The organism is Legionella pelazae (assembly GCF_052527395.1).
The window spans coordinates 74,790-87,317 of the sequence record NZ_JBNVZS010000012.1 but is presented as its reverse complement, the minus strand read 5'-3'; the positions used below and the strand labels follow the sequence as shown (position 1 = coordinate 87,317).

The following is a 12,528-nucleotide window of genomic DNA, read 5'->3' as shown; positions in this document are numbered from 1 at the left end:
TCATGACTAATATTATTGACCAACTGAATGCTGAGCAAATGCAAGGCAAAAATATTCCAGATTTTAGCCCAGGCGATACCGTTTTAGTTCAGGTAAGAGTGAAAGAAGGCTCACGTGAGCGTTTACAAGCATTTGAAGGTATTGTAATAGCTAAGCGTAATCGTGGTTTAAATTCTGCTTTTACTGTCAGAAAAATTTCTCATAACGTTGGCGTTGAGCGAGTTTTCCAGACTTATAGTCCTGTTGTTGATAGCATTATTGTTAAACGCCGCGGTGATGTACGTCGCGCTAAATTGTATTATTTACGCGATTTAGCTGGCCGTGCAGCTCGCATTAAAGAAAAATTAGCTACCAAAAAAGATCGTTAATTTATATGCTCATTACTACTTCTTTTGAAACACCAGTGGGTTGGCTTCAATTGGAGTTTGATGAGCATTATATCTATCAAGCTACTTTTACTAACGAACCGATTATAAGCTCAGCTATTAATAAATTGTCTTCATTAATTGCATCTGAGCTTAACTCATATTTTCATAATTGCCATCACCGCTTTCAGTTGCCCTTAAAACCTCAGGGCACAACATATCAACAACGAGTTTGGAATGCGCTCTTAGTGATCCCTGTAGGTCGGACGATAGCTTATGGTGAATTAGCTAAAATTTTGCAAACAAGCCCGCGAGCAATAGGTCAAGCGTGTAAAAGTAATCCGTTAGCCTTGTTTATTCCCTGCCATCGAGTTGTAGGTAAAACAACACATGGCGGGTATATGGGCGATCTTAAGGCGATTACTTATAAGATAGGCTTATTAAAACATGAATGCCCTAATTTTAATTTACTTAAGTCCATAGATTAATAATTAAGGCGCAGAGTTTTTACTATTTTGCTTCTTACTTTTTTCATTGACATTAAAATCAAATATAGTTGTGATAACGCTTTTTGTAAAAAAGCCCAGGAAGTATTTAGAATTATCATACAAACGTCTGAAAGCATGTTTATCTTCTAGTTTCTTAAGATAAACTTCTTCTCGCTTAAATATTAAACTAGGTTCCTGTTCAGCCCGAATCTTAGCAAGATACAGAGATATTTCTTTCTTTATGGCTGGTTTAAGAATTAGCTGTTGACAAAGATAATCATAAAGTGATTGCGCAATCCCTATACGCATGCCGACTTTTACTGTCTTTTCCTCTTGAGGAAGATTTGATAAAAGTTGAATATATTCCAAACAAAGTCCCTGATAGTGATTTATAAGCAAGATACCCTGCTCTATTTCCTTCATTAACTTAGTATATTCTGGTAACTTTCGCTCGAAGAATAGTGATTTTTCAGCTAAATAAATATTATTCGCTTCGATATTAAAAATTGGATTTTGTCGACTCATCCAAGCTTCAATTATTTCTGCATTCGTTAACTGTTTATCTTTAAAAAAATTTCTTAACTCAATGAGGCTACCTTTAAAAAAATTAAGTAAACCTTTCTCTAGATAAACATAATATTGTATCGCTGCACTCATTATAACTGTACCAGCATAAGCTTTTTCAGCAGGTAAAATAAAAGAGTTTAAGAAGGCGTATAAAATTTCTATAAATTTTAAATCACTTTGAGAAAACGGCGAGTTAATAAGTTCATAAATGGCTAAGCTTAACAAGCCATCACCATCTAGAGGCTTATTAGGACTATATTTAGTAAGCAAAAAATTAGGCCAATCTAATGCATCTACATAATCACCTTGACGAAGTGAATTTAAAAAGTGTTCTGTAGACAAGCTATTCCTCCTTTAATCCTTGCTTTAAGCATAAAGAATTAGTCTCGCATCCTGCCTTTATAGCGCTATATTTAATTTATTAAAGCAAGTATTAACTAATAAAAACAGGTTTATCTAAAAATCTACGCCTAAATAATGAATTTTAGATATTAAAGATCTTCTTTGCTTAGTCGACAATAAAATTAACATAAGGAATATTATGCATAGAATAAAAATTTTTATAGTGCTAATCGTTCTCCCGCTACAATTAGCATTTGCTAATTGCGATCTAACACGTTTCCGCTGGGAATGTGATATTCCTGTTTATGCTAAACCCACTAGAGGCGCTACATCGCTTGTTTATTGCGGTAGTAGCTATGGTTACGTTACACCTGCCAATTTTGACATTCTTTCACGCTACCATCGCCGCAGTATAAATATGGTACTTAAAATAAATGGTGAATTTATTGATGCGCCTTGTATTCCTGGCCGACGATGAAGATTTTCATCAAATAATACTTGTAAAGAAAACATGGTTGCTTAAAATGCAAACTATTTATTAGTCTTAAATGATATGATTGATCTTAATCTCTTAGTAAATCAACTCTACGAACAGGGCTTTTATATTGGGGACCAATTTTTAGAGGAAGAGAGTGCCCAGTTATTAAGATGTAGAGCATTAGAATTAATGAAGCGAAACGAATTTCGTGCTGCTAAAATAGGTAGCTTAACAAATACCACCTACAATGAGTCTATTCGTACTGATAAAATCTACTGGCTAGAGTCAAATTCTCCTAATACCCAGCATTTCTGGCAAATCATCACTCAAATTAAAACACGTTTAAATAAAACACTTTACTTAGGATTAAATGAATTTGAAGTTCATTTTGCTTTTTATCAGGCAGGCACTTTTTATAGGAAGCATATCGATCAGTTTAAAGATAAAAAGAATAGAAAAATTTCTTTTGTTTACTACCTTAACGCAGATTGGCAAGATAGTTTTGGTGGCCAATTACTAATTTATGATGAGCAAAATAAATTAATAACATCAATTTCTCCAACTTGGAATCGCTTTATCTGCTTCTTAAGCCATCTACCTCATGAAGTTAATAAAACAACAATGGATAGACTTAGCATTACAGGCTGGCTAAAAACTAAAGAGAATCTTCTTATATAGCTATTTAAATTGCAAAATATATTAGTAATTTCCATAATGTATAATTGACGCACGCTACAGGTTAGTATTAAATGCAATAAGGGAATTTCTTAGGAGCTAGGAATGCCACTTTCACCAACCTTCATTAAATTGTTTAGTGAATTGACTACCAATTATCAGCAAAAAGCTAGAGGTAGTCTCCTTTCCTATGGAAGGGATAGCCATTTTGATAATCTCAAAATTAATTTAGAAAGTATTTTAACTATTATTGAACATAGTAATAAAGATGATAACTCATTTGATGACATGAGTTTACTTTCAGTTCTATCAATTACAGCGACTCGTTTTTCAGCCACAGATCCAATATTTGCTAATTTAGTTAGTTCCTTAATAGATAAGTATTATAAATTGGTTAATTATAATACTTACCTTACTGAGCAGGGTATGCTAATTAAGGTCAATCCTGAAGCCCGTTATTCTATTAATGCGTTAAGTGAATTACAACATGCCTTTGGCAATTTACAAAAAGCACATCAGAGTGAAAAAACAATGCTCTTAGATCAAATTAAAGATCTGCAAAGAGAAAAGAATGTGTTAAAAGAGCAAAATGATTACTTAAGAAAACAAGTAAATACTTTAGAATCGTCTAAAAATCAGTGGGAGAAATTATCCTCAGCAAAGTCCATAATTGAAAAAATAAAAGATGCAGCTGCTAGCTTAAATACTCTAATTGAACCTGAGTCCTTATTAACCCTTACTATTTCTCTACAAGAACCGACTATACAAGAAAATAAAAATTCAGCAGTTAGCTTACCTAATGGCAATCCTCTACCCGTTAACGGCAGCCCAGTAAAAATTATGGAAAGCTTAATACCTCCTCCACCTAAACTGCCTGAGCCGATACCTCCGCGCAACACTCCCCTAGCATTAAAAGATAATAAAGATACTAAATTAACTACACCTAAAGAAGTATCAGAGACTAAAAAACATCAAAAAAATTTCGCTAGCGGGCTAACGTTTCGATCAGAGCTTGATGCGGCGATTAAGAAGCGTGAAGATAATAAAAAAAATAAGCAATATGAATTACCAAGCCAAGAAAAAAAAAATACCCTCCGGATCTAGGATTACTCGGTGATTCAAAACTGCTAGAACGGATCGCTGCTATTCGCAAAGCGAATAAAGATGAATCTGATGACGAAAATGATTTCTATTCAAATGAATTTGATTTATAAGAAACAAAGCAATCAATATTTATACAAAATACTTAATAAGTATCACCACAAACCTAAATTATGATATTTTTAAGTATCGGTTATAATTGCGATTGTAAAATTATTGATAATGAGAATGTATGTATGCTCTTGAAATTAAAGAATTACGTAAGGTTTATAAAAGTGGCGTTGAAGCATTAAAAGGTATTAATTTAGCAGTAAAAGCGGGTGACTTTTTCGCTCTTTTAGGCGCTAATGGCGCTGGTAAATCAACGACCATTGGTGTAATTACTACTCTTCTTACTAAGACATCAGGTAAAATTAATATTTGTGGCTATGATCTAGACACAAATCCTGCGCAAGCTAAATCTTGTTTAGGTTTAGTTCCTCAGGAGTTTAACTTAAACATTTTTGAAACATGCGAGCAAATTCTAATTAATGAAGCAGGCTTCTATGGTATTACGCGTAATAAAGCAAAACCTCGTGTTAATGAATTACTTCAACAGCTAGGGTTATGGGAAAAGCGGCAAACAATAGCTCGTCACTTATCAGGCGGAATGAAGCGCCGCTTAATGATAGCGCGGGCACTTATTCATAAACCTAAAGTTTTAATTCTCGATGAACCAACAGCAGGTGTGGATATAGAAATTAGACGTAGCATGTGGGACTTTTTCATTAAAACAAATAGAGAAGGTACAACAATCATCTTAACAACTCACTACTTAGAAGAAGCTGAGCAGCTTTGTAAAAGCATTGCGATTATCGATAGAGGTGAGATTGTTAAAAATACCTCTATGAAAAAATTACTAACAAGTTTACGTCATCAAACATTAGTGTTTACAACCCAAACACCTATAGAAGTATTACCTCCTCTCCCACCTTTTGAGCCTGAATTAATTGATACTCATACCTTTGAGCTACGCATTGATAATAGTGTAAGCTTAAATGATGTATTTGAGCAATTAAGCAAACAAGGCATACAAATTCATAGTTTAAGAAATAAAACTAACCGTTTAGAAGAGCTTTTCCTGGATGTAATTAATAATGACCACTAAACAACAATTCATTGGCCTATATACTATTGTTAGACGTGAAGTCGTTAGGATGTTTCGCATAGCAAGCCAGGTATTTTTGCCACCTGTTATTACTACAGCACTTTATTTTTTAATCTTTGGTAGTTTAATTGGTGAGCGTATTGGCCCTATTGAAGGCATCGATTATATTACTTTTATTGCGCCAGGCTTAGTGATGATGTCTGTTATTACTAATGCCTATGGTAATGTTTCAACTTCCTTATTTAGCTTGCGTTTTCAAAAAAGTATTGAAGAAATTCTTGTAAGTCCTATGCACAATAGCCTGCTTTTACTAGGTTATGTGTTAGGCGGTATCATTCGTGGCTTCATCGTAGCAGTATTAGTCATTCTAGTGGCAAGTTTTTTTGTAACCATGCGAATTGATAATATACCTCTAACAATATTAGTTATTATACTTGTATCAGCACTTTTTTCCCTGGCTGGCTTTACCAACGCGATGATTGCTCGCAACTTTGATGATGTGATGATTATTCCCACCTTTGTCTTAACACCGTTGACTTATCTAGGCGGCGTATTTTATTCCACAAATATGCTAGCGCCTACTTGGCAGAAAATTTCACATTTCAATCCTATTTTGTACAAAGTTAATGCGCTACGACATGCAATGATTGGCTATGAAGAGGTTGATATTAATCTTTCAATGAGCATTATTTTTCTGATGGTTATTGCGCTAACTATTCTTAATCTAGTTCTATTAAAAAAAGGAGTTGGCTTAAGGGATTAATAACATATTGATCATCTTCACAACAATTAACTATTGTAGTATTGCTTTGAAAATTGATTTATTCATTTTTATGGCCAACAATAAATAGTAATTAGTAATATCATTTGCTGAACATGGAGATGGATCTTTATTATGGCAAAATTCTGCTTAAGAAATTTCGTGATTCTAATTGTCCTTATTCTTCCCATAAGGATTTTTGCTTATACACCTGATCAAATTAGTGAATGGACAGAGCAAACTTTAATGCATACTCTTATAGCAGGCCATCATGAGAAAATTTCTGAAGCAGCCAATGTACGTAGATTTTATAAGCATAGGGCGTGGCGCACTATGGATGTTTTTCTAAATCGGTATCTAGGCAACAGTGTAGAAAGTAAGTTACGCGGACACCCACCTATCACCTTCCAACCAGAGCCCATTGTACCGGCTGAGATAGTTGCGCCCGAGGAATGTGGCGAAGCCAGCTGCTGGCGAGTCCATCAATCTTTTGTTGTGCCAGAGATCGAAAGGCATATTGAATTCACAGCATTGGTGTCTACAGCAAATCCAGCGCATTCTTCTCCTTTAATCATTAATACTTTAGATATTATTATTAACCGTTATTAAATTAATAGGGGTTAATATAAAAATATATCGTTCTTTGCTATAAATATTTTAAAATGTTAACTTCAATAGATCTTGAGAAATATCATTTACTTGCTCTACATGCACGTCACCTACTTGAGCGCCGTCATTCGGTTGATCTGCATCCGCATCATCTACTTGGGCACCATCATTCGGTTGATCTGCATCCGCATCTCCTACCTGAGCACGATCATCTGTTTGATCAACATCTAACGGTTGATCTGGCTCATTTCTTAGCGAAGTGTAACTTCCAAGATCATATATAAATAAACCTGCAGAATCTTTTTCGTTCAAATCAATTCCAGCAATTGTAGCTGTTTTGCGTAGATAATTAAAATCTTCTAACATCCAAGCTTCTACAAGCGTATCTGTCACTAAGTCTTTCTTATTTATAGGTACTTTATTATTTTTTGACAAAAATTTATCGACAAATTCCTTTCCATAACGAATTTGTAATTCTTCAACCACTCTAAGCATTGCTTCATATAGCATTACTCTTTTTTCGGGTGAATTATTTGATTCTATATATTCTTTATTAATTAGCTTAATGATTTTTTCGTATTCACTTATCTCAAAGATTGGCCCAAGCTTTATATGATGTCTTAATACATCGACAAAGCTTTTACATGAACCATCTGCGTAAGGCAAATTTTCTAAAAATGAAATTAAATAAAACTGAATTGGACAAAAACTTCTTACTTTAACCAAGGTATTAGAATTATCGAATAAACTTAACACCGACAAATCAATACTATCATCTGCAAGATCTTCTATATTTCTGACAAGGTGCAGTGGAAAATAATCATTGTCAACAAAGAAGGTATGTTTACCGCGGATTTTATCTAGTTGTGGAGAGATAGATGCAGAAAGTACGAAATGAGCATCTACTATTTCATTCTGCATATTTAAGGGAACAGCCGCCCCTAACCAATGCTCGCGACAAATCTGTAAAAGAGCTTGCTTGTCATTCGGTAAAGTAAAAAAAGAATTCTTAGATCGGCCTTTCCCAGGTCGAAAAACTGTATATGGTTCTCTTTTACAAGAGTCAGCACCATAATATTTACTAAAATCGATTGCTGTGTGTTCTTCAATTTCCCCATAAGGTGCTTTTTTAGCAATCGGCTGAATAGAATCTTTTCTTAGAAAATATGCAGAGTTTTTAACAATACTAAATGTTGGTTTGCCAACCATATCAGTAATTACCTTCTGATTATCTCGAAAATGCTTATTGACAGTTGGTTTACCCCATATATTTGGAACATCAGGTTTTTCTAATTTGTCAATCCAAGATAATTCATTGTAATATTTTTCTAGTCTAGAGATTGCTTCTGACGTTTGTTCTTTCCGAATTAATGTTGGCCCAACTAACACCGAAAGTGTAGGATTAGTTCTGACTAGTTTTTGAATTTCTGCCAAGAACATTCTCTTATCCTTATTGTCAATCGATTTGGAGCGCTTTTCATCTGTCAGACCATATTCACGCCAAGTAATTAAAATTTCACTATCAGGATCTAGATTGTGTGCTATTTCATAAGCACTTTTTACTTTTTCGAGGATCAATGCCATCTTTTCTTGGGTATTTTTGTTAAGCTTGTAAGAAATAAACTCTGGATCCTTATGACTTATATTAATTGCAATAACTTTAACTTTTTTAGTTTTGGTTAAATCAGCTTGTTGCTGTGGCCTAGATGTACTTAAATTAAAAAATTGCACTAAAATACTCTTCATAATTAAATATCTTTTGTTTTAAATTTTCTAATTGTCGCATAAAATAATTAAGGAATGATTAATATTTAATCTATTTGTAAATTATTATTTAACTTAGCTCAAAATTAAATCGAAATTAAATATCTTGTATAATGCATTGGAAATTTAATAATGCAGCTGTATGCTATAGTTTTTTTCAGTTTACTAGGCGTTAATGATATTCCATTACTAACCTATATTTGTGCGAGTTATTAAACTTTTACAAGTAAACTCAATAATAAAAGGAAATGAATTGTATTGGATTAAAGCACTTTTTTTGGAAAAGATTGCTAACTCTAGTTGCATATTTTTATGATTCTCGATATAACTCTTTATGGCTAATACGCTAGGCCTTTTTAGCCAAGCGGAATGATTTGTATTTTGCTTACTTTAAAACATCCTAGTATAAACATTAATTTAGCTATCAGAAACGCAAAAAACGCTTACTAATATTTTCTTATTTTTAGTTAATTTATTTAATAAATATAATTTTGCTAGTAAATAAAACGCTCAATGAGCTAACTATCATCTTGAAATTATTGAAAATACTTTGTTTAACTAAGTTTACAAGCAATATAAATAACTTAAACTAAACTGAAGTTGATGTGTATAAACATTAGATAATTTTGGTGGTGGAAAGGCCCAAGATAAATAAGTAGGTTTCTCAAGCTGGCTTCTACCCCAATCAGCTAATTCATAGCCAAGGCCAACTTCCCAGTTTTTAGCAACATTGACTTTAAAGCCTAGACCGACTGTATATACAAAGGAACCTTTCGTTGTCGACTTAAATTTTAAAAGACTCAGCGTGCCGTCAGTAACGTTATAAACATTAATGGGGGGATTTGTTTTAAATGCATCAGAGGAATTAAAGCTGTAACCAACACTGCCACTAATATAAGGTTGCACCCAAAAATCTGGGCAAGCAGTCAATAAACCCTTAACAGCGGCACGGCCATGGCTTATTTTATATCTATAAGTTGCACGCGGTATAAGGTTTAATGCCAAAGTACCATATAAATCTGCTTCTGTAGCGCCTGCAAAAGCAATACCCAAGCGTTCTGTTAACCATGGCGCTACAGGTCTTTGTAGAGCAAAAAATATTTCTCCTGAAGTAATAGTTTCAGTCGTTTCACGGGCCAGATATTGAACATAGCGGGTAAATGGTGAAATTCCTGGTGGAATATAATAAGTTTGACTACGGCCTGGGCTTGTCCAAGCAGGTCCACCACTTAAGGTGATTACTTTAGTCCAGTCTGGCGTAAAATCAGTAAAATCCTCTGCAAAAACTGTTGTGGCTAAGCAAGCATTAGCCATAATTATCAAAAACCTTTTGAAACTCACAATGCATCCTTGTCTTTAAATTGACTTAACTTAATCAGGCTAGTTGCAACTAATTAAAGGTAGATAATATATAATCAAGTAATTGCGTTGCAACTAAAATTTAATAAAATTTTTTATCTACGTTTTAAAGCGCAAATATTAGACACTTATTAACTTTTTCTGCGTCTAAAACCTATTGCTGCCAAACGCTGTTCAATTTGTGGATGAGTAGAAAAAGCATTAGCTAAGGATTTAATAGGATCAATACTCGATGGATCAAATAAATAGGATGCTTGCCTTATCTGCTCATGTGGGGTTTTGCCATATTCATGAGTATATTCATCAGCATGACTTACGTGATCTTCACTTATTTTTAATAAAGCGCGTGCCATAGGTTCATTATCACGCATGAGCTCCACTGAACCTGAATCAGCCATGTATTCCCGTGTACGACTTAAAAAGAGTGTTAATAAGACTGTTATCAAAGGTAATAAATACCGTAATAAGATAACTACTAGTACTAAAGCATTACCCGCATTATTGCCTTGCCGGCGGTTATTAGGTCGATAAATTACTGAATAAAACAACATATCAATGACAATAAGCAGAATATTGCTTAACACTGCAACTGTTAAAGTTAATTTAATATCATGATGGCGTATATGACTCAGCTCATGAGCCATCACCGCTTGTAATTCAGCCCTATCCAGTTTTTCAATTAAGCCACGTGTAATAGCAACCATGGCGGATTTTTCGCTGTAACCACTAGCAAAGGCATTCATATAATTTGCTTCGATAAGATACACTTTGGGCATGAATTTCAAACCAGCTGCCACCTTCATTTCTTCCACTACATTATAAAGTTGCTTTTCCTGTAGGTTTTGGCTATTTTCTGGTGTGATTTCTCGATACTCAGTACCTAATAACATAATACGATCGTACATCGAATAGGTAATAAGCAAAGAAATCCCAGCAACGATAACCATAGTAATAGTGGCCCAAGGAACAATTTGAAAAGTTACCAGAGCCATAAGAATTTGAGATAACATCGCATTAGGATAATTCGAAAGATTAATTACACAATCAGCAATTAATCCAACAACTAGATAGATTAAAATAAATGTAGTAATAACAAAGCGAGTCTTGCGTTCATTACGCTGCAATTCAGCTCGCCAGTTCCCGACGCTTGCTTCATAATCACGGAGTGACATAGCAGCTACTTAATTAAAATTTAACGGTATAATTTTCATTAGCCTTAATTTGTTCTTCAGGCAATGACCAATACTCAAATTCCTTATCTAATTTTGCAGAGAAGAAGCTTACTATCATTGATTCAACAAATGATTTTTTCTTTGCGTAATAACGCTCAACGCTGTCATTATAAGCTTGCTTTGCATAGGCAAGTTTATTTTCAGTATTAACGATCTCTTCTTGCAGTTGCAAGACATTTTGATTTGCTTTTAAATCTGGATATTGTTCGAAAACGACATTCAATCCCGATGCAATTTGCGAAATTCCATTTTCAGCAGCAATTCTTGCTTTCTCATCACCGGCAGCTCTTGCAGCTTGTGCTTGATTACGTAATGCCACAACATCTTTTAGTGTTGTTTGTTCATAATCCATATACTTTTTCACTGTTTCAATCAATGATTGAAATACTTTAAAGCGGCGATCTAACTGGATATCAATCTGGCGTTTATTATTATTAATTGCCTCAATCAAGCCAATTAGATTGTTAAATATACCAATAGCCCAAAAAAACAATATGGCTAAGATGATTAACACAACAATTAAAAACTTAGTCATCAGTCCTTCCTAATGGTTTAATTATTACTAATTATGGCTCTAACAAGATAAAAATCAACATAATTAAAGAACAATAAAGTATGTTATATAAAAATTGAATTGGTTAATTTAAAGTAAAAAATAGCAAAATACTGACTGAATAGCCGCTCACATGTCAGATTACTGCGCTATGTGAGCTGTTAAGCGATTAGAATGTGGGAGTTTGCAAATCGTTATCTAGTGCTTCAATCTTTTGTAAAGATTTACTGTGCTTAATACCGCAAGCACCATCAAATAAGCTAAAACGAGCCATAATACGCGGCATATTAATTGCCTGATAGAGTTCCGAGTCTTTGTTATCTAGTTCATTCGCTAAGGATACATTAGAGCTTAAATTATTAAGCGCATCCAATATTTTATTTAATTTTTCGCTACTACTTCTCCAATAAGGATTCCAGCGATGCTGTACACCATTATGTAAGCGAATTAATACTTGGCTTAATCCCTTACCTATTGTTCCTTGCTTATCAAGCCAGGCTAGCATTTCTTCATAATTCGCTTGACTTGGTTTCAGATAGCTTTGCTCAGGCATAGTCTGATTAAAATCTATACTAAGACCTAGGCTTTTGCTTTTAGTTATTTGAGGTAATGTAGGAGTAGAGATTTTTTCTTCAATTTCAGAATCAGCCTTCTTATAATTATTTTGTGCTACATCTAGCTCATTTTGTACTAGAGAATCAGACTCTGTGTGTAAGGCCTTCATGTTAGTTACTAAAGGTGATGACCTAGCAGACTTTTCTTCTAAATTTACAGAATTTACTGGCGTTTCTTGATCAATAGAGATGCCAAATTCATTTTCTTTCTTCTTTTGTAAGTCTTGCAGAATAAGTTCTAAATGATTTACTGCAAGTAATTTTTCTTGATTTAATTGGTCCTGCCCAATTCTCTTAATGACTTTATTATGTCGCTTTAAAAGTAACCTCATATTATGTTCATTCGTGCAATTCGTAAGGTTATTAAATAAAGCAAAATATTGTTGAGTTAGTTTTCTAAATTGTTTTTCAGGGTTATGTACTTTTTTCTTAAGCATAGATCGGTTCACATGATTATTATTTGATCGCAGTATA

At 33.8% G+C, this 12,528-nt stretch carries 14 protein-coding genes; 8 read left to right on the top strand and 6 right to left on the bottom strand.

Going from position 1 to position 12,528, the window contains the following annotated elements; all coding sequences use genetic code 11:
* Window positions 1-2 precede the first annotated feature (2 nt).
* Entirely contained in the window at window positions 3-368 is a 366-nt protein-coding gene (gene rplS, locus ACQUW5_RS12125; protein WP_444991513.1) for a 50S ribosomal protein L19, read from the top strand.
* Between the two features lie 5 nt (window positions 369-373).
* Entirely contained in the window at window positions 374-853 is a 480-nt protein-coding gene (locus ACQUW5_RS12120; RefSeq protein WP_444991512.1) for a methylated-DNA--[protein]-cysteine S-methyltransferase, read from the top strand.
* Between the two features lie 3 nt (window positions 854-856).
* On the opposite strand, the gene ACQUW5_RS12115 is transcribed toward ACQUW5_RS12120, so the two are convergent.
* Window positions 857-1,762, bottom strand: a complete 906-nt coding sequence (locus tag ACQUW5_RS12115) for a helical bundle domain-containing protein (RefSeq protein WP_444991511.1) — start codon at window positions 1,760-1,762, stop codon at window positions 857-859.
* Window positions 1,763-1,958: 196 nt separating this feature from the next.
* On the opposite strand from ACQUW5_RS12115, the gene ACQUW5_RS12110 reads away from it, so the two are divergent.
* The 6 genes from ACQUW5_RS12110 (at window position 1,959) to ACQUW5_RS12085 (ending at window position 6,532) form a co-directional block, all read left to right on the top strand.
* Window positions 1,959-2,240: a hypothetical protein gene (locus ACQUW5_RS12110; RefSeq protein ID WP_444991532.1), complete on the top strand. Its 282-nt coding sequence runs from the start codon at window positions 1,959-1,961 to the stop codon at window positions 2,238-2,240.
* A 75-nt stretch (window positions 2,241-2,315) separates the two neighbouring features.
* Window positions 2,316-2,918: a 2OG-Fe(II) oxygenase gene (locus tag ACQUW5_RS12105; protein ID WP_444991510.1), complete on the top strand. Its 603-nt coding sequence runs from the start codon at window positions 2,316-2,318 to the stop codon at window positions 2,916-2,918.
* Window positions 2,919-3,020: 102 nt separating this feature from the next.
* Entirely contained in the window at window positions 3,021-4,019 is a 999-nt protein-coding gene (locus ACQUW5_RS12100) for a hypothetical protein (RefSeq protein WP_444991509.1), read from the top strand.
* Window positions 4,020-4,248: 229 nt separating this feature from the next.
* Window positions 4,249-5,163, top strand: coding sequence for an ABC transporter ATP-binding protein (locus ACQUW5_RS12095; protein ID WP_444991508.1), 915 nt, complete (start codon window positions 4,249-4,251; stop codon window positions 5,161-5,163).
* Window positions 5,153-5,926 (top strand): ABC transporter permease, encoded by a 774-nt coding sequence (locus ACQUW5_RS12090; RefSeq protein ID WP_444991507.1) that lies wholly within the window; start codon window positions 5,153-5,155, stop codon window positions 5,924-5,926. The genes ACQUW5_RS12095 and ACQUW5_RS12090 overlap by 11 nt, the downstream gene beginning before the upstream one ends.
* A 132-nt stretch (window positions 5,927-6,058) precedes the next feature.
* Window positions 6,059-6,532 (top strand): hypothetical protein, encoded by a 474-nt coding sequence (locus ACQUW5_RS12085; protein ID WP_444991506.1) that lies wholly within the window; start codon window positions 6,059-6,061, stop codon window positions 6,530-6,532.
* A gap of 48 nt (window positions 6,533-6,580) precedes the next feature.
* Here ACQUW5_RS12085 and ACQUW5_RS12080 read toward each other — a convergent pair whose 3' ends face one another.
* The 5 genes from ACQUW5_RS12080 to ACQUW5_RS12060 form a co-directional block, all read right to left on the bottom strand.
* Window positions 6,581-8,278 (bottom strand): hypothetical protein, encoded by a 1,698-nt coding sequence (locus ACQUW5_RS12080; RefSeq protein ID WP_444991505.1) that lies wholly within the window; start codon window positions 8,276-8,278, stop codon window positions 6,581-6,583.
* A gap of 582 nt (window positions 8,279-8,860) precedes the next feature.
* A complete protein-coding gene (locus tag ACQUW5_RS12075) occupies window positions 8,861-9,610 on the bottom strand; it encodes an outer membrane protein (protein WP_444991504.1) in 750 nt (249 codons plus the stop codon).
* Window positions 9,611-9,786: 176 nt separating this feature from the next.
* Window positions 9,787-10,827: a zinc metalloprotease HtpX gene (gene htpX, locus ACQUW5_RS12070; protein WP_444991503.1), complete on the bottom strand. Its 1,041-nt coding sequence runs from the start codon at window positions 10,825-10,827 to the stop codon at window positions 9,787-9,789.
* 13 nt (window positions 10,828-10,840) lie between these two features.
* Window positions 10,841-11,422 (bottom strand): LemA family protein, encoded by a 582-nt coding sequence (locus tag ACQUW5_RS12065; RefSeq protein WP_444991502.1) that lies wholly within the window; start codon window positions 11,420-11,422, stop codon window positions 10,841-10,843.
* Window positions 11,423-11,609: 187 nt separating this feature from the next.
* Entirely contained in the window at window positions 11,610-12,491 is an 882-nt protein-coding gene (locus tag ACQUW5_RS12060; RefSeq protein ID WP_444991501.1) for a hypothetical protein, read from the bottom strand.
* Window positions 12,492-12,528: the final 37 nt, after the last annotated feature.